Source organism: Mycobacterium palustre (assembly GCF_002101785.1).
In the GTDB taxonomy this organism is placed as follows: domain Bacteria; phylum Actinomycetota; class Actinomycetes; order Mycobacteriales; family Mycobacteriaceae; genus Mycobacterium; species Mycobacterium palustre.
The window spans coordinates 1-19,470 of sequence record NZ_LQPJ01000005.1; the positions used below are offsets into that span (position 1 = coordinate 1).

Below are 19,470 nucleotides of genomic sequence, written 5' to 3' on the forward strand. Positions count from 1 at the left end.
ACAGGGCTGTGGGGCAGCGGCGGGGCCGGCGGGATGGGCGGCATGGGCACCGCCTCCACCGGCACCAGCGGCGCGGTCGGCGGCAGCGGCGGTGCAGGCGGTGATGGCGGCAACGGCGGATGGCTGTACGGCCCGGCCGGTGCCGGAGGCCAGGGGGGCAACGGTGCCGCCGTTGGTACCGCTGCCAAGGCTCGCTACGCCCGCCCCACCGTGGCCGCCGGCCGCGCCATTGCCGAACAGCCACCCGCCGTTCCCGCCGGCGCCGCCGGCCGCGCCCGGCCCGCCGGCGCCGCCCAACCCGCCGTTACCCCAGAGGCCGGCGCTCCCGCCGGCGCCCCCGGCGACTCCGTTGGTGGTGCTGTTGAAGCCGTTGCCGCCGTTGCCGTACAGCAACCCACCGGCCTGCCCGTTGGGGTTCGCGGCGGTGCCGTCGGCGCCGTTGCCGATCAGTGGGCGCCCCAAGAGCGCCTCGGTTTGTGCGTTGATCGCCGCGAGCGCGTCTTGTCCGACGCCTTGCAACTCCGAGGCGCCGGCCGTCTCGGCGGCCGCGTACGACCGCCCGGCAGCGGTCAGGGCCTGGACAAACTGGTCGTGAAACCCGGCCACCTGTGCGCTGACCGCCTGATAGTTCGCCGCGTGGCCGGAAAACACCGCGGCTATCGCCGCCGACACCTCGTCCTCGGCCGCGGCCACCAGTCCCGTGGTCTGGGTCGCCGCGGCGCGATTGGCCGCGGCGAGCGCCGAGCCGACACCCGCCAGGTCCGTGGCCGCGCTCGTCAGCGCCTCCGGCGCCGCCATCACATAGGACATGGTTGTCCTCCTCTTAAGGCATGCCGAACTGCCCGAGAGAATGAAAGTGTACGCCGGTCATAGTTGACGACGCGCAGAATTCGTGGGATGGCGATCCACTCGCGACACGCACCGCGCGCCGGCCCAAGCCACGACGCTGCCGCATAAGGCGCAAGGCCGCCAAGCGCGTCCGCTACGCCGGCGAGCTGCGCCGGCCCCTGGGGCGTCGTCGCCGCCGCGGCGCCGCGGCAGATGGCGGTGTCGGCCGGAACGACGGTGGGGGAGAACGGGTTCGGCTACGGCATGCGGTACGCGCGCGAGCAGCAGATCGCCCGCCGGTGCCGAGCGGAAGCCCTACAACTCGCCTGACGTGACCGGTCCTCCCGGTGGCCCGCTGAGGGGGCGGGCCGCCGGGTGTCGGCCGGCCCGACTCAGCTGGACGGCGCCCGGTGATCGCCGGCGTCGCGGAGGTTGTCGGTCTGCACGTCGTCGTGCCTGACGGGTGTCTCTTGGCTCCAGGCCTCGTCGCGCCCCCGTTCGGGGCCCCCGGTTGCTTCGCGCGCCTGGGTCGTCGGGTCGATGCGGTCGGCGTGCTGCATCCGTTCCCGCACTTGCTCGCGCGAATCCGCCACTTCGCTGTGATGCGCCGCGGCGCGTTCCTGCAGCCTGGCGGCTTCGGCGGCCTTGGCTTCGGCCTCGGCCCGCGCCGCGCGGGCCTTGGCGGCCGTCTCGTCGGCCAGCGCCTGACGCCGTTCCACCCGGGCCGACTCCACCGCGGCCTGCTCGCGGATCTGCTCGGCCTGCCGTTGGCGGCGGCGACGCGCCGCTCGGCTGGCGGCCAGCAGGACCGCGACAAGCACCACGGCTGCCACGGCCACGGCGACGACGATCCAAATAGTGCTGGTGCTCATGATGGGCTCCGTCGTTCGGGGTTGTGCGTGCTGGCGCACGCCCCTAACCGGTTCCCCATATTCGACAGATATGAAACAGCGCGGGGTGCGTTGCCCCAGCGGCCCGCCCAGAATGGCCGTATGACGCTGGACGTGGACGGATACTTCGACCGCATCGGCTACCGCGGGGCCGCCGAGCCGACCCTCGAGGTGCTAAACGGCCTGGTGGCCGCCCACACGCAGGCGATTCCGTTCGAGAACCTCGATCCGCTGATGGGAGTGCCGATCGACGACCTGGGTCCCGAGGCCCTCGCCGACAAGCTGGTCCGCCGCGGCCGGGGCGGCTACTGCTACGAACAGAACGGGCTGATCGGCCACGTGCTCGGCGCGATCGGCTTCCGGGTGCGCCGCCTGGCCGGTCGGGTGATCTGGATGGCCCCGCCCGACGCGCCGCTTCCGGCTCGGACGCACACCGTGCTCGCGGTCACGTTCCCGGGCTCGCAAGGCCCGTACCTGGTCGACGTGGGTTTCGGCGGGCAGACACCGCCCTCTCCGCTGCGCATCGAAACCGGCAGCATCCAAAGGACCACGCTCGAGCCGTACCGGCTCGAGGACCGCCGTGACGGGCTGGTGCTGCAGGCGCAGCTCCGCGGCGAGTGGACGCCGCTCTACGAGTTCGGCACGCGGACCGCACCCGACATCGACCTGAAGGTGGGTAGCTGGTTCGTCTCGACCCACCCCTCGTCACATTTTGTGACCAGCCTGATGGCCGCGCGGGTGATCGACGGCGCCCGGATGAATCTCGCCGGCCGCGAGCTGAGCGTGCACCGCGCCGAGGGCAGCGAAAAGATCCGGCTGCACGACGCGGCGGCCGTCGTCGACACGCTCACCGACCGGTTCGGCATCAACGTGGGCGACGCCGGCCCGCGTGGCGCGCTGGAGGCCAGCATCGACAAGATCCTGGACGCTTAGCGGCCCGCCAGCCACGGGCCCATGCGCCGCAGGGCCTCCTCGATGTCGCTCGTCGGCCCGGCGAACGACAGCCGGACGAACGAATTGCCGCGCGCAGTGTCGAAGTCGATGCCCGGTGCGATGGCAACTCCAGTGTCGGCCAACAGCTTCGAACAAAACCCGAGCGAGTCGTCGGTGAACTCCGAGACGTCGGCGTACACGTAGAACGCGCCGTCGGTCGGTGCGAGGCGCTCGATGCCGATCCCGCGCAGGCCGTCGAGCAGCAGCGAGCGGTTGACCGAATAGTGCCGCAGATTCCCGTCGGCCTCGGCGGTCGCCTCCGGGGTGAACGCCGCCACCGCGGCGAGCTGCGACAGCACCGGCGGGCAGATGGTGAAGTTCCCGGTCAGGCAATCCACCGCGCGGCGCAGCTCCGTCGGTACCAGCAGCCAGCCCAGCCGCCAGCCCGTCATCGCGTAGTACTTGGAAAAGCTGTTGACCACCACCGCGTTTCGCGAGGTTTGCCACGCGCAGCTGGTTTGGGGCGCCCCCTCGTAGACCAGGCCGTGGTACACCTCGTCGCTGATCAGGCGCGCCCCGGCGCCGTCGCACCAGGACGCGATCGCGGTCAGCTCCTGTGGCGGGATGACCGTCCCGGTGGGATTGGCCGGGCTGGCGACGATGACGCCGCGCACCGGCGGGTCGAGCTCGGCGAGCATCTGGGCGGTGGGCTGGAACCGGGTCTCCGCACCGCACGCGATGTCCACTACCTCACATCCCAAGGCGGACAGGATGTTTCGGTAACAGGGGTAGCCGGGGCTGGCCAATGCCACCCGGTCGCCCACGTCGAAGCAGGCCAGGAAGGCGAGCAGGAAGCCTCCGGAGGAGCCCGTGGTCACGACGACCGCGTCGGGCTCGACGTCTATTCCGTGTTTGCGTCGGTAATCCGCCGCGATCGCCGCGCGCAGCTCGGGGATGCCCAGCGCCACGGTGTAGCCCAGCTGGTTGAGATGCAGCGCCGACGCCGCGGCCGCCCGCACCGGCTCCGGCGCGCCCACGCTGGGCTGGCCGGCCGACAGGTTCACCAGGTCGCCGTGGCTGCGCTGGCGCTCCGCGGCGGCCAGCCAGACATCCATCACATAGAAGGGCGGGATGCCGGCGCGCAGGGCGACGGAGGCGTTCACGGCGCGGGGAGCACCTCGACTTCGAGTCGGCGCAACAGCTCTCGCGGCGAGTCGAGGAGATGCGCGCTGCCGTGGGCGCGCTTGAAGTACAGGTGCATGTCGTGTTCCCAGGTGATCGCGATGCCGCCGTGCAGCTGGATGCCCTCGGCCGCCACCTTACTGAGCGCCTCGGTGGCCGCCAGGCGCGCGGTGGCGGCGTTGGTGGGGTTGGGGTCCTCGCAGGCGTCGGACACCACGGCCTTGGCCGCGGCGACGCTGACATACAGGTCGGCCATTCGGTGCTTGAGCGCCTGGAAGCTGCCGATGGGGCGGCCGAATTGCACGCGGCTCTTGGTGTATTCGACGGTCAGCTCCAGACAGCGTTCCGCGGCGCCGATCTGCTCGGCCGCCAGCAGGATCGCCGCGGTGTCCGCAAGGCCCGGGTCGGGGCCGATCGCCTGGGTCTCTTCGGGTTTCACCCGGGCCAGGCGGCGGGTGGGGTCCATGGTGGCGACGGGCTGCGCGCCGAACGCGGTCCACCGGCTCAGCTCGCCGTTTGTGGCCGCGACGACGACGTCGGCGCAGTCGCCGTTGACGACATAGTCGGCGTCGAGGACCAGCGCGCCGATCGAACGGCCCTCGGCGAGCCCCTCCAGCGTCTCGGCGTCCGGCTCGGGCGCGGCCAGCAGCGCCAGCTCGGCCAGCGTGGTGCCCAGCAGCGGAGAGGGCACCAGGTTTCGCCCCAATTCCTGCAAAACGGTTGCGGCGTCGGCCAATTCGCCGCCGGCGCCGCCCAGCTCCTCGGGGATCACCAGCGCGGCCGCGCCGACCTGCTCACACAGCAGCTGCCACAGCGACTCGTCGTACCCGCGGTCGGACTCCATCGCGGCGCGCACGGCCGCCGGGTCGGCGTGCTTGGTTACCAGGCTGGCCACGGTTTCCCGCAGCAATTGCCGTTCTTTGCTCACGCTCATAGCGCCTCCAGCACCCTGCGCCGGTGCTCCTCGGGCGTGCCCCACGCCGAGCGCAATGCCTGCACGCGAAGCAGCCACAGCGACAGGTCGTGCTCCTGGGTGAACCCGATCGCGCCGTGGGTCTGCAACGCGGCCCGCGCGGCGAGCAGGCCCGCCTCGGACGCCGCGGCCTTGGCGGCGCCGACGTCGCGGGCATCCAGCGTCAGCGCGGCGCCGTACACCAGCGGGCGGGTTAGCTCGACCGCGATGTGCACGTCGGCGAGCTTGTGCTTGATCGACTGGTACGAGCCGATCACCCGGCCGAATTGGCTGCGCTGCTTGGCGTAGTCGACGGCCGTATCCAGCAGCGCCTGCGCGGCGCCGACCAGCTGCGCCGCGGTGGCCAGGGCGCCGACCTCGAAGGCGCGCCGGGTGTCGGCCTGCCAGCCGTCGCAGGCGGCGGTCACGTCGTAGAGGCGGCGGCTGGGGTCGACGGACGGGTGCTTGTCGCCCGGCTCGGCTACCGTGGCGCCGTCTTCGGTGGCCAGCAGCACCAGCCCGGCGGCGTCGGCGTCGACGGCGCGCGGCACCCGCGGCGGGTGCGCGACCGTGGCGATCAGCTCACCGGAGGCCAGGCCCGCGCAGCGTTCGTCGTCGGCGAGCAAAACCGGTGCCACGGCGATGGATTCGGCCACCGGCCCCGGCACGCACCAACGGCCCAGGCGCTCGAGGGCGACCACCAGGTCCACCGGGTGCGCCTGGATGCCGTCGAACTTCTCCGGCACGGCCAGCGCGGTGACGCCGAGGTCTGCCAGCTGTGCCCACACCTTGCGGCCTGGCGCGAGGTCGCCCGCGGCCCACGCGCGCACCGCGCCGGGCAGGTTCGCCGCACCCAGTGCCGCGTCGATGCTTGAGGCGAAGTCGCGCTGCTGTTCGTCCAACTCGAATCGCACTATCGCTTCTCCCTCGGCAGTCCCAGCAACCGCTCCGAGATGATGTTGCGCTGAATCTCGTTGGTGCCGGCGTAGATCGGGCCGCCCAGGGCGAACAGCAGGCCTTCGGTCCAGGGGCCGGCCAGTTCCGCGTCGGCGCCCATGAGGTCCAGGGCGGTCTGATGTATCGCCACGTCCAGGTCGGACCAGAACACCTTGGTCACCGACGACTCCGCGCCGAGCTCGCCCCCGGCCGCCAGCCGGGTCACCGTGCCGAACGTCTGCAGCCGGTAGGCCTGCGCCTTGATCCATGCGTCGGCGACGCGGTCGGCGAATTCCGCGGGGGAGCCGCGGTCCTTCCACAGCCGTACCAGCCGCTCGGCGGCGGAAAGGAATCGCGCCGGGCTGCGCAGCGACATGCCGCGCTCGTTGCTCGACGTGCTCATGGCCGCGCGCCAACCGTCGTTGGGGGTGCCGATGACGTCCCGGTCGGGTACGAAGACGTCGTCGAGAAAGATTTCGCCGAAGCCGGTGTCGCCGCTCAGCTGGACGATGGGCCGCACGGTGACGCCGTCGGCTTTCAGGTCGAACATCAGGTAGGTCAGGCCGTGGTGCCGCTCGGCGGCGGGGTCGGAGCGGAACAGGCCGAAGCCCATCTCGGCGAACGGAGCCCGCGAGCTCCAGATCTTCTGGCCGTTGAGCAGCCAGCCGCCGTCGGTCTTGGTCGCGGTGGAGCGCAGCGACGCCAGGTCGCTGCCCGATTCGGGCTCCGACCACGCCTGCGCCCAAATTTGTTCGCCGCTGGCCATTTTCGGCAGGATCCGGTCCCGCTGCTCCTCGGTGCCGTGCGCGAACAGCGTTGGCGCGAGCATGGAGGTGCCGTTGGCGCTGGCCCGCCCCGGCGCCCCGGCGCGGAAATACTCCTCCTCGAACACCACCCAGTGCAGCAGCGGCGCGTCGCGGCCCCCGTACTTTTTCGGCCAGGTGATCACCGACAGGCCGGCGTCGAACAGCACCCGGTCCCAATGCCGGTGCTGGGCAAAGCCTTCGGCGTTGTCGTAGGACTTCGTCGGGATCGACTCGGCGTTCGCTTCGAGGAATTCGCGGACCTCGGCTTGGAAGGCCAGGGTGTCCTCGTCTAGTTCCAGATCCATTCAGCCCTGCTCTCGCAGTTGTGGTTTGACCACCTTGCCGCCGGCATTGCGCGGCAACGCGTCGACGAACCGCACGGACCGCGGCGCCTTGAAGTTCGCCAAGTGCGCACGGCTGTAGGCGATCACGGATTGCTCGTCGAGTTCGGCGCCGGGGCGGGCCACCACGAAGGCGCGGCCGACCTCGCCCAGCCGCTCGTCGGGCACCCCGATCACCGCGACGTCGGCCACGCCCTCCATCCGGGCCAGCACCTGCTCGACCTCGGCGGGGTAGACGTTGAAGCCGCCGCAGATGTACATGTCCTTGAGCCGATCGGTGATGCGCAGGTTGCCGGCCTCGTCGACGGCGCCGATGTCGCCGGTGTGCAGCCAGCCGTCGGCGTCGACGGCGGCGGCGGTGGCCTGCGGGTCGTCGAGGTACCCCAGCATCACGTTCGGTCCGCGCAGCAGCACCTCACCCGTGTCGTCGATGCGCAATTCGAAGTCGGCGAACGGCCGCCCGCAGGTGGTGGCGACCGTGACCGCGTCGTCGTCGGCGCGGCACATCGTTCCCATGCCGTTGGCCTCGGTCAGCCCGTAGGCGGTCAGCACGATGTCGATGTCCAGCTCGGCCTGCATGCGCTCCACCAGCACCACCGGCACGGTGGCCGCGCCGGTGACGGCGAACCGCAGCGAGCTCAGGTCGTAGTCGCGGCGGGCCGGGTGGTCCAGCAGGGTCTGGTAGATCGTCGGCGGCCCGGGCAGCACGGTGATGCGGTGCTGCTCGATCGCCTGCAACGTGCGCAGCGGGTCGAAGGTCAAATGCGGGATCAACGTCGCCCCGGTCTGCAGGCAGGCCAAAATGCCGGCCTTGTAGCCGAAATTGTGGAAGAACGGGTTGATGCACAGGTAGCGGTCGTCGGCGGTGATCTTGCCGTTGGCGGCCCACGACGCCGACGCCGACAGCGACTGCCGGTGCGCGCACAGCACGCCTTTGCTGCGGCCGGTGGTGCCGGAGGTGAACAGGATGTCGCTGACGTCGTCGGGGCCGACGCCCGCGGCGCGCTCGGCGACCGCCTGCAGGTCGGTGCCGCGCGCGACGAAGTCGTCCCACGTCCCGTCGTCGGCCTCGATCGGGATCCGCACGATGTGGCGCAGGGCCGGCAACGCTGGAGGGCCCGGGCGGTTTAGGTCGGCCACCCGGTCGCTGCCGAGGAAACGGCCCATCGCGAAGAGCACCGGCGCATGCGTGCGCGCCAGGAGGTCACCGGCTTCGCCGGCCGTGTAGCGGGTGTTCAGCGGCACCATGGCGGCGCCGGCATGGTGGATGGCCAGGCAGGCCACCACCCAGTGCCAGGTGTTGGGCGACCAGATGGCCACCCGGTCTTTCGGCTGCACGCCGAGCGCGATGAGCGCCGCCGCCGCGCGGTGCACCTCGTCGCGCAGCTGGGCGGCGGTGAACGTGCGGTCGTCGGTGACGAGCGCGGGGTGGTCGGGGAGCTGGGCCGCCAGACGATCCAGCGCCGCGGGCACGGTGCGGGGATCGCCGGTCATCGTTGCCTTCCTAGCCTGATCGCCCGGCTCCTCCTCGCGCGGCTCCGCCCGCGCGCGTCGTCACCGCGCTACAAAGCAAGTGCTTGGTAGGTTAGCCTACAGGGCATGCAGGGCGTCGAGGAGTTCCGGGCGGAGGTCCGCGAGTGGCTCGCCGACAACCTGGTCGGCGAATTCGCCGCGCTCAAGGGCCTCGGCGGTCCGGGGCGCGAGCACGAGGCGTTCGAGGAACGCCGCGCCTGGAACCAGCACCTGGCGGCGGCGGGACTGACGTGCCTGGGTTGGCCGGTCGAGCACGGCGGCCGCGGGCTTTCCACCGCGCACCGGGTGGCCTTCTACGAGGAGTACGCCCGTGCCGACGCGCCGGACAAGGTCAACCACTTCGGCGAGGAGCTGCTCGGCCCGACGCTGATCGCGTTCGGCACTGCCGAACAGCAGCAGCGCTTCCTGCCGCGCATCCTCGACGTCACCGAGCTGTGGTGCCAGGGGTACTCCGAGCCGGGTGCCGGCAGCGACCTGGCGAACGTGTCGACCACCGCCGAACTCGACGGCGACCAATGGGTGATCAACGGCCAGAAGGTGTGGACGTCGCTGGCGCACCTGTCGCAGTGGTGCTTTGTGGTGGCGCGCACCGAAAAAGGGTCGAAGCGGCACGCGGGATTGTCCTATCTGCTGGTGCCGCTGGATCAGCCGGGCGTGCAGATCCGCCCGATCGTCCAGATCACCGGGACCGCCGAATTCAACGAGGTGTTTTTCGACGACGCCCGCACCGACGCGTCGATGGTGGTCGGCCGGCCGGGTGACGGCTGGCGGGTGGCGATGGGCACCCTGACGTTCGAGCGCGGGGTCTCGACGCTCGGGCAGCAGATCCGTTACGCCCGAGAGCTTTCCAACTTGGCCGAGCTGGCGCGGCGCAACGGCGCCGCCGAGGACCCGCTCATCCGGGAGCGGCTGGCTCGGGCCTGGACCGGGCTGCGGGCCATGCGGTCGTACGCCCTGGCCACTATGGACGCCGAGCAGCCCGGGCAGGACAACGTGTCGAAGTTGTTGTGGGCCAACTGGCATCGCGATCTGGGCGAGCTGGCCATGGACGTGCGCGGCAGGTCCGGCATGACCATGGCCGACGGCGAGTTCGACGAATGGCAACGGCTGTTCCTGTTCACCCGCGCCGACACCATCTACGGCGGATCCAACGAGATCCAGCGCAACATCATCGCCGAGCGGGTGCTCGGCCTACCGCGAGAGGTTAAGGGATGACGCTCTCCGAAGCGCCGAAAGAGATTGCCGGACACGGCCTTCTGGAGGGAAAGGTGGTCGTGGTGACCGCAGCGGCGGGCACCGGCATCGGGTCGGCCACCGCCCGGCGCGCTTTGGCCGAGGGCGCCGACGTCGTCATCTCCGACCATCACGAGCGGCGGCTGGGCGAGACCGCCGACCAGCTGAGCGTGCTCGGTCTGGGCCGAATCGAGAAGGTGGTGTGCGACGTGACGTCCACCGCCCAGGTGGACGCCCTGATCGACTCGACCACCGCACGGATGGGCCGCCTCGACGTGCTGGTCAACAACGCCGGGCTGGGCGGGCAGACGCCGGTGGTCGACATGACCGACGACGAGTGGGACCGGGTGCTGGACGTGACGCTGACGTCGGTGTTCCGCGCCACCCGGGCGGCGTTGCGGTACTTCCGCGAAGCCAAGCACGGCGGGGTGATCGTGAACAACGCCAGCGTGCTGGGTTGGCGCGCGCAGCACTCGCAGTCGCACTACGCCGCGGCCAAGGCGGGGGTGATGGCCCTAACCCGTTGCAGCGCAATCGAAGCCGTCGAGTACGGGGTGCGGATCAACGCCGTCTCGCCCAGCATCGCCCGGCACAAATTTCTGGACAAGACCACCTCGGCCGATCTGCTGGACCGGCTGTCGGCCGGCGAGGCGTTCGGCCGCGCCGCCGAGCCCTGGGAGGTGGCCGCCACCATCGCATTTCTGGCCAGCGACTACTCGAGTTACCTGACCGGAGAGGTGATTTCGGTTTCCAGCCAGCACCCGTAGGCTTACGGCAACATCCGGCTGAGGCCGAACAGGCCGGACGAGCCGGTGATCATGTTGAACAGGCCCGAGGCGTAGCCGGCGACGGCGGTGCTCAAGAAGACGTTGTTCGGGTCCGGGACGATGTTGTTCCCGATACCCGAGACCTGGTAGTTGAAGACCGACCCGCCGCTGACCTTGTTGAAGAAGCCCGAGACCTCGCCGTTGAAGGATCCGCCGCTGGCCGTGTTGAAGAAACCCGAGATGTCGTCACCGACGTTGCCGAAGCCCGAGTTGGGGATGCCCGAGTCGGTGGTGACGCCGACGCCGGTGTTCGTGGCCCCCGAGTTCCAAAAGCCGGTGTTGGTGAAGCCCGAATTGCCGTCACCGGTGTTGACGGCGCCCGAATTCCAGTTGCCCGTGTTGTTCTGGCCCGAATTGCCGAAGCCGGTGTTCTGAGCGCCCGAGTTCCCGAAGCCGTTGTTCGCGAATCCCGAGTTCCCGATGCCGATGTTGTTGCTGCCCGAGTTCCCAAAGCCCAGGTCGTTGAGATTGCCGACGTTGAGGGTGTTGGCGCCGGTGTTGAACATGCCGACGTTGCCGCTGCCCGAGTTGAAGAAGCCGATGTTACCGGTGCCGGAGTTGCCGAAGCCGATGTTGCCGCTGCCGGAGTTCAGCCCGCCGAAGTGGAATTGGTTGGTCGTCCTGTCGAAGTAGCTGTTGCCGATCCCGATCTGATTGCTGCCGGTCAGCCCGAACCCGATGTCGTTGTTGCCGGTGTTCCCGCCGCCGATGTTCCCATTGCCGAAGTTGCCGCCACCGTAGTTGCCGTTGCCGCTGTTGCCGAAGCCGACGTTGTTGTTGCCGTTATTTCCTATGCCGACGTTCCCGCCCGGGTTCGAGCTGACCAGGTTGCCCGAGTTTCCGAAGCCGATGTTGCGGTTGCCGATGTTTCCGGAACCGAAGTTGTGGTCGCCGGTGTTGCCGCTGCCGATGTTGTTGTTGCCAATATTGCCGCCGCCCAGGTTGGAGCTGCCGGTGTTGCCGTTGCCGACGTTGCCGCTGCCCTTGTTGCCGCCGCCGAGGTTGGCGCTCCCGATGTTGCCGACACCCAAGTTGGGGAGGTTCTGCAGCAGGTCCTGCAGGGTCTGCGCCGGTGTCAGCGCGGCGGCCGCCGCCGACGCCCCGCCGTGGTAACCGACCATGGCCGACACGTCCTGGGCCCACATCGTTTCGTATTCGCTCTCCAGCTCGGCGATCGCCGGCGCGTTGAGCCCGAACCAGTTCGACCTCACCATCTGCACAAACGAATTGCGGTTGAGCTCCACCAGCAGCGGGTGCACCGTCGCCGCCTGCGCGGCCTCGAACGCACTGGCGACCGCGCGCGCCTGTCCGGCCGCACCCGCCGCTTGGGCCGCCGCCTGACTGAGCCACCCCGCATACGGTGTGGCCGCCGCCGCCATCGCCTGGGACGCCGCGCCTTGCCACGCCTGATCGGTCAAACCCGAGGTGACCGCCGAGAACGACGACGCCGCCGAGCCCAACTCCGAAGCCAGGCCGTCCCACGCCGCGGCCGCCTCCAGCATGGGTCCCGAACCGGCACCACTGAACATCAGCAACGAATTGATCTCCGGTGGCAACACCGCAAAGTTCGCCATCGCTGACCTCCTAAACGTGTGAGCGCGCCGCCCGGTTGGGGTCGTGCGCGCGGCCAGTGAAGCTGGTCCGGCGCGCTACCGATCCCAACTTTTTCGACAGCGTGCGCCGACCGGCGGGCTCGATACATCGGGAAAATTCCGCATTTTTTGCGCCGCTGCGGCGAAAAGACGATCCGCTTCGGCCGACGGGCACGGCGCGACGCTACGGGTTCCTCAGTAGCTGCGTGAGGCCCAAGAACCCGGCCACGCCGGTGCCCGCGTTGAGGAAGCCGGTGTCGAGACCGCTCAGGAAGCCGGTCGGGAATCCCGGGAACGGCTGGGGGATTCCCGTGTTGAGGAAGCCGGAAATGTCGCCGTTGAAGTCTGCACCGCCGCTTGCCTTGTTGAAAAAGCCCGACACGTCACCGGCATTGGCGCCGGTGACGGTGTTGTTGAAGCCCGAGACACCGCTACCGACGTTGTTCAGGCCCGAATTGACGGCGCCGCTATTGGTGGTGATTCCGATCCCGGTGTCGGTGTTTCCGGAATTCCACAAGCCCGTGTTCGTGTTGCCCGAGTTGCCGTCGAAGGTGTTGTAGCTGCCGGAGTTCTCCGAGCCGGTGTTCACGATGCCGGAGTTGCCGAAGCCGGTGTTCTCCGCCCCGGCATTGACGAACCCGGTATTGAGCGCACCGCTGTTGCCGAAACCGAAGTTCCCCTGGCCGGCATTGCCGAAGCCGACGTTGCCGACCCCGGAGTTTCCGATGCCGAAGCTTTGGATCTTGCCCACGTCGGCCGGGGCCAGGTTGACGCCGGAGCTGAAGAAGCCGACATTGCCGTCGCCGGAGTTGAAGAAGCCGATGTTGCCGGTGCCCGAGTTCCCGAAGCCGATGTTGCCGCTACCGGAATTCAGCCCGGTGAAGACGAACTGACCGGTGGTGCGGTCAAAGTACGCGTTGCCAATGCCGACCAGGTTGTTGCCGGTCAGGCCAAACCCGATGTTGTTGTTGCCGGTGTTGCCCGCGCCCTGGTTGCCGCTGCCGGTGTTGCCCAGACCGATGTTGTTGGTCCCGGTGTTGCCCACGCCGACGTTGCGCCCGGCGGTCAAGCTGGTGCTGTCATTGCCAAGGCCGATGTTGCCGGCGCCGAAGTTCCCGAAGCCGAAGTTGTTGCTGCCCAAGTTGCCGCTGCCGGCGTTGTTGTTGCCGGTGTTTCCGCCCCCGACGTTTCCGCTCCCTGTGTTGCCGTTGCCGATGTTGCCGCTGCCCTTGTTGCCGTTGCCGATGTTGCCCGTGCCGAACTTGTTGCCGACGCCGATGTTGGGCAGCGCGGCCAGGATGTCTTGCAGGCCCTGGGCGGGGGCCAACTGCGCCGCCGCCGACGACGCGCCCGAGTAGTAGCCGGACATCGCCGACACGTCTCGGGCCCACATGTCTTCGTACTCGCTTTCCAGCTCGGCGATCGCCGGCGCGTTGAGGCCGAACCAGTTCGACACGACCATCTGCACGAAGGAGTTGCGGTTGAACTCCACCAGGATTGGCTGCACCGTCGCCGCCTGGGCTGCCTCGAAAGCGCTCACCACCGCGCGGGCCTGCTGGGCCGCACCCGCCGCCTGGGTCGCGGCCGCATCCAGCCACTTCGTATACGGTGCCGCCGCGGCCGTCATCGCCTGAGCCGCCGGCCCCTGCCACGCCTGACCCGCCAACCCCGAGGTCACCGAGCCGAACGAGGACGCTGCCGAACTCAACTCCGAAGCCAGCCCGTCCCAGGCCGCCGCCGCTTCCAGCAACGGGCTCGAGCCCGCTCCGGAGAACATCAGCAACGAGTTGATCTCCGGTGGCAGCGTCATGAAACTCATGGAGCCTTCTTTCCCAGATCCGGGCCGCAGGCGGCGGCGAGGGACGTTAGCGGTCTCGAACGCTCGGCCGCCGTTTGGCGAACTGCGGCCGGCGATCCGGACTTGCGGACAGCGTGCACCGGCTGGTGGGCTCGGGACATCGGGAAATTTCCCCAACTTTTACGCGGGGGCGCCGGACTGGCGGCCTGCACCTGGAACCGCCGAGAGGCCGCCTCACTGGCCGAGCAAGCGCTTGGTTGATACGCTGGCCGGGTGGACCGAGTGACCGGTCAGGCGAACAGCCGGCGGAACGAGTTGCTGGAACTCGCCGCGTCCATGTTCGCCGAGCGTGGCCTGCGGGCCACCACGGTGCGCGACATCGCCGACGGCGCGGGGATCCTGTCCGGCAGCCTGTATCACCACTTCTCCTCCAAAGAGGAGATGGTCGACGAGCTGCTGCGGAGCTTTTTGGACTGGCTGTTCACCCGGTACCGCGAAATCATCGACAGCGAGCCCAACCCGCTGGAGCGGCTCAAGGGCCTGTTTATGGCATCGTTCGAGGCGATCGAGGACCGCCATGCGCAGGTCGTCATCTATCAGGACGAGGCCAAGCGGTTGTTGACCCAACCCAGGTTTTCCTACATCGAGGACATGAACCGCCAGCAACGCAAGATGTGGGTCGAGGTGCTCAACCAGGGCGTCGACGAGGGCTACTTCCGGCCCGACCTCAACGTCGACCTCGTCTACCGATTCATCCGTGACACCACCTGGGTGTCGGTGCGCTGGTATCAACCCGGCGGGCCGCTCACCGCGCAGCAGGTCGGTCAGCAATATCTCGCCATCGTCCTCGGCGGCATTACCAAAGAAGGAGCCTGACACAATGTCTGAGGCGTACGTCATCGACGCAGTACGGACCGCGGTCGGCAAGCGCAACGGCGCGCTGGCCGGGATACATCCCGTCGACCTCGGTGCGCTGGGGTGGCGCGGACTGCTCGATCGGGTCGACGTCGACCCCGCCGCCGTCGACGACGTGATCGCCGGTTGCGTCGACGCGATCGGGGCGCAGGCCGGCAACATCGCCCGGCTCTCGTGGCTGGCCGCCGGCTACCCCGAGGAGGTCCCGGGTGTCACCGTCGACCGGCAATGCGGTTCGAGCCAGCAAGCGATTTCCTTTGGCGCGCAAGCGGTCATGTCCGGCACGGCCGACCTCATCGTGGCCGGTGGCGTGCAGAACATGAGCCAGATCCCGATCTCGTCGGCCATGACGGTCGGGGAGCAATTCGGGTTCACCTCGCCGACCAACGAGTCCAAATCGTGGCTGCACCGGTACGGCGATCAGGAGATTTCGCAGTTCCGCGGCTCGGAGCTGATCGCCGAGAAGTGGAATCTGTCGCGCGAAGAGATGGAGCAGTACTCGCTCGCCAGCCACGAGCGCGCGTTCGCGGCGATCCGCGCCGGTCACTTCGACAACGAAATCATCACCGTGGAAACGGAATCCGGGCCGTTCCGGGTCGACGAGGGGCCGCGCGAGTCGTCGCTGGAGAAGATGGCCGGCCTCAAGCCGCTGGTCGAGGGCGGCCGGCTGACGGCGGCGATGGCCAGCCAGATCTCCGACGGCGCCAGCGCGGTGCTGCTGGCCTCCGAGCAGGCCGTCAAAGACCACAAGCTGACCCCGCGGGCCCGCATCCACCACATCAGCGCCCGCGCCGCCGACCCGGTGTTCATGCTGACCGGTCCCATCCCGGCCACCCGCTACGCGCTCGAAAAGACCGGTCTCTCAATCGAAGACATCGACACCGTCGAGATCAACGAGGCGTTCGCGCCCGTCGTTTTGGCCTGGCTCAAGGAGATCAAGGCCGATCCGGAGAAGGTCAACCCCAACGGCGGGGCGATCGCGCTGGGGCACCCGCTCGGCGCGACCGGGGCCAAGCTGTTCACCACCATGCTCAACGAGCTGGAGCGCATCGGCGGCCGGTACGGATTGCAGACGATGTGCGAGGGCGGCGGCACGGCCAACGTCACGATCATCGAGCGGCTGTAGGCGCGCCACCGCCTCCCCACCCGCCGAGAGTGAAATCCGCGACGGGTCAACGGCGTGTCGCGTCGTGAATTTCACACTCGGGGCGTTGTCGGTGGCGGCTGGCAGCCTCTGCGCCATGACGGAGCTATTCCTCGGCGGTGAGGCTTTGGCGGCCAAAGCAATGCCGGAGCGGGTGATGCGCTCGCTCTACGCGCCGGTCTACCCCGGGGTCTACAGCCCCGCCGGTATCGAGCTGACGGGCCGCCAACGCGCGGAAGCGGCATGGCTGTGGTCGCGACGGAAGGCCGTGGTCGCCGGCAACTCGGCGGCGGCGGTCCTCGGGGCCAAATGGGTGAGCCCCGCGATCGATGCCGAGCTGATATTCGGCAATCGGCGCCCGCCGGCCGGTATTTCCGTGCACTCCGAGCGCTTGGGCCCGGGAGAGGTGATCGACGTGGACGGCATGCCGGTAACCAGTTCCGCGCGTACGGCTTTCGACATCGGGCGCTGGACGGCGTCGCGGCTGCAGGCCGTGCAACGGCTCGACGCGCTGGCCAACGCCACCGACGTCAAGGTGGCCGACATCGAGGCCGTGATGGCCGAGCATCGCGGTGTCCGGGGCCTGGCCCGGCTCCGAGGCGTGCTGCCGCTGGTCGACGGCGGCGCCGAGTCCCCGCAGGAGACGCGCACTCGACTGGTGCTGATCGACGCCGGACTGCCCGCGCCGCAGACTCAGATCACGGTGTGCGACGGATACGGCGACTTCGTCGCCCGCGTCGACATGGGCTACCGGGATTTGCGGGTCGGCATCGAGTACGACGGGCCGCAGCACTGGACGGATCCCGCGCAGCGTGACCGTGACATCGACCGGCACGCGGCATTGTGCGAGCAGGGCTGGACGATCGTCAGGGTGAGTAGCGAGCTACTGCGTTACCGGCGAGGCACCCTGATCGCCCGAGTGGTTGCCGCGATGCGAGCCGCGGGGTGGCGCGCGGCAGCGCCGAGCGTGCAATTCGCGACGGATCGACGGCGTGTCGCGTCGTGAATTTCACGCTCGCGCAAAGGGGCGCTATCGGGTGGCCAGCACCAGCGCGATGCCACCGAGCGCCAGCAGCCAGCTCGCGAAGCTGCCGACGAGGAAGTACTCGGTCACCTCGTCGATGCCGACCTCGCCATTGCTGTTCTTCTGCGCGCTCAATTCGGGAAACCGGATGATGCCCTTGGCCGCGATGACGGCGCTGGCCGCGGCCACCTGCCCACCGACGCCGAGACTCAGGATCAGCAGGCGTTCCATCGGGCCTAGCAGCCGGCCGCCCTTGAGCCGGTCCGACGGCTGCGGCTGGCCGAGCGGCCGCACCGCCCCCACCGCACCAAGCACGAGGCGCACCAGCTGATTCGCCGTGGCGAACTGCACCAGCACCACACCGACGACCATCAGCAGCCGCGTCGGGGTGACGTGGCCGAGCGGCAGCTGCACCCAGCCCGACCAGCGGGCGACGAGGCCGTGGACCGCCGAAGACCAACCGGACAGCCCGATCAGCAGCGCCAGCGCGGCCGCGAAGACGGCCAGGGGCGCGGCTTGCCGTTTGCCCCGGAGTTCGCTGCGCCGGCATAGCCATTCCCAGCCGACCGCCGCGGCCGCCGCAAACACCAGCAGCGCGATGTCCCCGGCGTGCCACAGCCCGGCCAGCGCGGCGCACACCGCCACCACGACGGGTCCGATCACCAGCGCCGGCCACGTCGCGCGGACCGCCCGCCGGCACAGGTCGGCGACGCCCAGCGCGATCAGCAGCACCGCGACGCCGCTCACGGCAGGCTCCGAAGATATCGGCTGGCAAGGACAATCAGGTCCAGGCCGTCGCGAGCCGCCCGCTGCGACACCGCCGACGGGCTGATGCCCTCACCCGCGGCGAGTTCCTTTTTGGCCCGGCCGGCCATCAAACCCCTCACAATCCGCACCGATCTCTCATCGAGCGATCCAAGCAGATGGTCCCGACAAATCAGGGCGGCGTTGACCGCCGCGATGTCGTCGCGCGTGCCCTCGGCCGCGCGAAACGTCGTGCGCACCAGCGCGAGGCCGGGCTGACGCTGAGCCGCCGCCGTCTGCTGGATCGCCTCCCGGGCGGCCCACCAGCCCGGCCCGTCCTGGATTCGCGCGTCGGCATCGAGGATGGCGACGGCACCCCAACCGATGCCGAATCGCACGTCGATCTCGGGGGCGACGGCCAGCCTCAACGAAAGCGCGGCGTCGATGGCGGCGCCCGCGGTCGGATAGCTGCCCTGGAATTCGTCGCCGACGGTGAAGGCCGGCGGGTCGAGGGCGCCGTCGCTGACCTGGCGCAGCGCGGTGGTGACGCGTCGATGCAGGGCGGCGCGGTCGCTGGCGCGCCGGGAGCCCACCACGTCGCCGATCAGTGTGGCGCGCAGTGAAGGGCTGGCCTTCACCCTAGGCATATGAAGATTATAGCTTAATTACACCGCAATTTAGCAAGACGCTTAATCGCGGGCGGCGGGCTACTCCGCCACGAGCGCGGTGGCAGCCTGCAAATGCTCGATCGCGTCGCTGACGATGTCCTGGATCAGCTCCGCGCACGAGGGCAGGTCGGCGAGGATGCCGGCGACCTGCCCGGAGGCCAGCACGCCGGCCTCGGTGTTGCCTTCCACCAGTCCGGCTTTGAGCAGCATCGGGGTGTTGGCGGCCATCACCACCTGAGACCAGGTCATCTCGCTGCCGTGCCGCATGGCGAGCCCGTCGCGGATCATCGACCGCCAGGTCATGTGGGACATCTTCTTGAACTTGGCGGCATTGCGTACCGCCGCGGTGAATCCCCTTACGGGGGAACCGCTTTCCAGCTTTTCGACGAGCTCGGTGCGCAACACGCGGTGCGGCATGCCGTCGACGCGGGTGGTGACGACGGTGCCGTCCAGGGCCGCCTCGAGGTAACGCCGCTTGACCGCGTCGGGCACGGTGGAGTCCGAGGTGAGCAAAAACCGCGTGCCCATAGCCACCCCCGCGGCGCCGTAGGACAACGCCGCGGCCAGCCCGCGCCCATCGAAGAATCCGCCCGCCGCGATCACGGGTATCCCGGTGCCCTGCACGGCGTCCAGCACCGACGGCAACAGCAGCGTCGTGGCGACCGGCCCGGTGTGCCCGCCGCCCTCGCCGCCCTGCACGATCATCGCGTCGGCGCCCCACGCCGCGACCTTGCGCGCGTGCTTGGCCGCGCCGATGGACGGGATCACAACCGCCCCGGCCTCTTTCAAGCGGGCGATCAGCTCCTGCTTGGGCGCCAGGGCGAACGACGCCACCTTGACGCCCTCACGGATCATCAAGTCGACACGGTCGCCGGCGTCGGCGGCGTCGGCGCGGATGTTGACGCCGAACGGTTTGTCGGTCGCGGCCTTGACCTTGTTGATGGCCGTCGCGAGCTCGTCGAGCGTCATCGTCGCCGAGGCCAGGATGCCCAGGCCGCCCGCGTTGGCCGTGGCCGACACCAGCCGGGCGCCGGCCACCCAGCCCATCCCGGTCTGCACGACCGGGTGCTCGACGCCGACCAGCTCGGTCAGCGGCGTGCGCAGTCTCATAGCCACCGCCGACG

18 protein-coding genes are annotated in these 19,470 nt (G+C 69.4%); 6 read left to right on the top strand and 12 right to left on the bottom strand.

What is annotated here, in order from left to right; all coding sequences use genetic code 11:
- Together AWC19_RS00385 and AWC19_RS00390 are read right to left on the bottom strand one after the other, a co-directional pair.
- Positions 1-810 (bottom strand): PE family protein (locus AWC19_RS00385; protein ID WP_142280895.1); only part of this gene is annotated, 810 nt, incomplete at its 3' end.
- A gap of 410 nt (positions 811-1,220) precedes the next feature.
- Positions 1,221-1,700: a hypothetical protein gene (locus AWC19_RS00390; RefSeq protein ID WP_085076129.1), complete on the bottom strand. Its 480-nt coding sequence runs from the start codon at positions 1,698-1,700 to the stop codon at positions 1,221-1,223.
- Positions 1,701-1,820: 120 nt separating this feature from the next.
- On the opposite strand from AWC19_RS00390, the gene AWC19_RS00395 reads away from it, so the two are divergent.
- Complete coding sequence (locus tag AWC19_RS00395) at positions 1,821-2,651, top strand: arylamine N-acetyltransferase family protein (RefSeq protein WP_085076130.1); 831 nt, start codon at positions 1,821-1,823, stop codon at positions 2,649-2,651.
- On the opposite strand, the gene AWC19_RS00400 is transcribed toward AWC19_RS00395, so the two are convergent.
- From AWC19_RS00400 to fadD3, 5 genes are read right to left on the bottom strand one after another with little or no spacing between them, the layout of a single operon-like run.
- Complete coding sequence (locus AWC19_RS00400) at positions 2,648-3,814, bottom strand: pyridoxal phosphate-dependent aminotransferase (RefSeq protein ID WP_142280896.1); 1,167 nt, start codon at positions 3,812-3,814, stop codon at positions 2,648-2,650. The two genes, AWC19_RS00395 and AWC19_RS00400, sit on opposite strands and share 4 nt — an antisense overlap.
- On the bottom strand, positions 3,811-4,767 hold the full coding sequence (ipdE2, locus tag AWC19_RS00405; RefSeq protein ID WP_142280897.1) for an acyl-CoA dehydrogenase IpdE2: 957 nt from the start codon (positions 4,765-4,767) through the stop codon (positions 3,811-3,813). Before ipdE2 ends, AWC19_RS00400 begins: the two co-directional genes overlap by 4 nt.
- Entirely contained in the window at positions 4,764-5,699 is a 936-nt protein-coding gene (locus AWC19_RS00410; RefSeq protein ID WP_085076132.1) for an acyl-CoA dehydrogenase family protein, read from the bottom strand. The genes ipdE2 and AWC19_RS00410 overlap by 4 nt, the downstream gene beginning before the upstream one ends.
- Complete coding sequence (locus AWC19_RS00415) at positions 5,699-6,832, bottom strand: acyl-CoA dehydrogenase family protein (RefSeq protein ID WP_085076133.1); 1,134 nt, start codon at positions 6,830-6,832, stop codon at positions 5,699-5,701. The genes AWC19_RS00410 and AWC19_RS00415 overlap by 1 nt, the downstream gene beginning before the upstream one ends.
- Positions 6,833-8,362: a 3-((3aS,4S,7aS)-7a-methyl-1,5-dioxo-octahydro-1H-inden-4-yl)propanoate--CoA ligase FadD3 gene (fadD3, locus tag AWC19_RS00420; protein WP_085076134.1), complete on the bottom strand. Its 1,530-nt coding sequence runs from the start codon at positions 8,360-8,362 to the stop codon at positions 6,833-6,835.
- 105 nt (positions 8,363-8,467) lie between these two features.
- Between fadD3 and ipdE1 the strand changes: the two genes are divergently transcribed.
- Both ipdE1 and ipdF read left to right on the top strand, forming a co-directional pair.
- On the top strand, positions 8,468-9,616 hold the full coding sequence (ipdE1, locus tag AWC19_RS00425) for an acyl-CoA dehydrogenase IpdE1 (protein WP_085076135.1): 1,149 nt from the start codon (positions 8,468-8,470) through the stop codon (positions 9,614-9,616).
- A complete protein-coding gene (gene ipdF, locus AWC19_RS00430; protein ID WP_085076136.1) occupies positions 9,613-10,401 on the top strand; it encodes a (5R,7aS)-5-hydroxy-7a-methyl-1-oxo-2,3,5,6,7,7a-hexahydro-1H-indene-carboxyl-CoA reductase in 789 nt (262 codons plus the stop codon). Before ipdE1 ends, ipdF begins: the two co-directional genes overlap by 4 nt.
- 2 nt (positions 10,402-10,403) lie before the next feature.
- Here ipdF and AWC19_RS00435 read toward each other — a convergent pair whose 3' ends face one another.
- Positions 10,404-12,035 carry a PPE family protein gene (locus AWC19_RS00435; protein ID WP_085076137.1) on the bottom strand — a complete coding sequence of 544 codons (1,632 nt, stop codon included), beginning with the start codon at positions 12,033-12,035 and terminating at the stop codon, positions 10,404-10,406.
- 202 nt (positions 12,036-12,237) lie between these two features.
- On the bottom strand, positions 12,238-13,872 hold the full coding sequence (locus tag AWC19_RS00440) for a PPE family protein (protein ID WP_085076138.1): 1,635 nt from the start codon (positions 13,870-13,872) through the stop codon (positions 12,238-12,240).
- Between the two features lie 252 nt (positions 13,873-14,124).
- Here AWC19_RS00440 and kstR2 point away from each other — a divergent pair, with 252 nt between their 5' ends.
- The 3 genes from kstR2 (at position 14,125) to AWC19_RS00455 (ending at position 16,916) form a co-directional block, all read left to right on the top strand.
- A complete protein-coding gene (gene kstR2 / locus AWC19_RS00445; protein WP_142280898.1) occupies positions 14,125-14,727 on the top strand; it encodes a TetR family transcriptional regulator KstR2 in 603 nt (200 codons plus the stop codon).
- A gap of 4 nt (positions 14,728-14,731) precedes the next feature.
- The gene (gene fadA6 / locus AWC19_RS00450; protein ID WP_085076140.1) at positions 14,732-15,892 is read left to right on the top strand and encodes a steroid 3-ketoacyl-CoA thiolase FadA6; all 1,161 of its coding nucleotides are present in this window, start codon (positions 14,732-14,734) and stop codon (positions 15,890-15,892) included.
- A 115-nt stretch (positions 15,893-16,007) separates the two neighbouring features.
- Positions 16,008-16,916, top strand: a complete 909-nt coding sequence (locus tag AWC19_RS00455) for an endonuclease domain-containing protein (protein WP_085076141.1) — start codon at positions 16,008-16,010, stop codon at positions 16,914-16,916.
- 24 nt (positions 16,917-16,940) lie between these two features.
- Here AWC19_RS00455 and AWC19_RS00460 read toward each other — a convergent pair whose 3' ends face one another.
- Genes AWC19_RS00460 through ipdC form a run of 3 tightly spaced genes read right to left on the bottom strand, consistent with a single transcriptional unit; the run spans position 16,941 to position 19,456 of the window.
- A complete protein-coding gene (locus tag AWC19_RS00460) occupies positions 16,941-17,681 on the bottom strand; it encodes a hypothetical protein (RefSeq protein WP_085076142.1) in 741 nt (246 codons plus the stop codon).
- Positions 17,678-18,325 (bottom strand): SatD family protein, encoded by a 648-nt coding sequence (locus AWC19_RS00465; protein WP_085076143.1) that lies wholly within the window; start codon positions 18,323-18,325, stop codon positions 17,678-17,680. The genes AWC19_RS00460 and AWC19_RS00465 overlap by 4 nt, the downstream gene beginning before the upstream one ends.
- Before the next feature lie 60 nt (positions 18,326-18,385).
- A complete protein-coding gene (ipdC, locus tag AWC19_RS00470) occupies positions 18,386-19,456 on the bottom strand; it encodes a (3aS,4S,5R,7aS)-5-hydroxy-7a-methyl-1-oxo-octahydro-1H-indene-4-carboxyl-CoA dehydrogenase (protein ID WP_085076144.1) in 1,071 nt (356 codons plus the stop codon).
- Positions 19,457-19,470: the final 14 nt, after the last annotated feature.

Bases quoted from the DNA above. Each gene is read 5' to 3' on its own strand.
- AWC19_RS00415 (WP_085076133.1), bottom strand. From the start codon at position 6,832: ATGGATCTGGAACTAGACGAGGACACCCTGGCCTTCCAAGCCGAGGTC.
- AWC19_RS00390 (WP_085076129.1), bottom strand. From the start codon at position 1,700: ATGAGCACCAGCACTATTTGGATCGTCGTCGCCGTGGCCGTGGCAGCC.
- AWC19_RS00440 (WP_085076138.1), bottom strand. From the start codon at position 13,872: ATGAGTTTCATGACGCTGCCACCGGAGATCAACTCGTTGCTGATGTTC.
- fadD3 (WP_085076134.1), bottom strand. From the start codon at position 8,362: ATGACCGGCGATCCCCGCACCGTGCCCGCGGCGCTGGATCGTCTGGCG.
- AWC19_RS00455 (WP_085076141.1), top strand. From the start codon at position 16,008: ATGACGGAGCTATTCCTCGGCGGTGAGGCTTTGGCGGCCAAAGCAATG.
- AWC19_RS00395 (WP_085076130.1), top strand. From the start codon at position 1,821: ATGACGCTGGACGTGGACGGATACTTCGACCGCATCGGCTACCGCGGG.
- ipdC (WP_085076144.1), bottom strand. From the start codon at position 19,456: ATGAGACTGCGCACGCCGCTGACCGAGCTGGTCGGCGTCGAGCACCCG.
- ipdF (WP_085076136.1), top strand. From the start codon at position 9,613: ATGACGCTCTCCGAAGCGCCGAAAGAGATTGCCGGACACGGCCTTCTG.
- AWC19_RS00435 (WP_085076137.1), bottom strand. From the start codon at position 12,035: ATGGCGAACTTTGCGGTGTTGCCACCGGAGATCAATTCGTTGCTGATG.
- fadA6 (WP_085076140.1), top strand. From the start codon at position 14,732: ATGTCTGAGGCGTACGTCATCGACGCAGTACGGACCGCGGTCGGCAAG.
- ipdE1 (WP_085076135.1), top strand. From the start codon at position 8,468: ATGCAGGGCGTCGAGGAGTTCCGGGCGGAGGTCCGCGAGTGGCTCGCC.
- ipdE2 (WP_142280897.1), bottom strand. From the start codon at position 4,767: ATGAGCGTGAGCAAAGAACGGCAATTGCTGCGGGAAACCGTGGCCAGC.
- AWC19_RS00465 (WP_085076143.1), bottom strand. From the start codon at position 18,325: ATGCCTAGGGTGAAGGCCAGCCCTTCACTGCGCGCCACACTGATCGGC.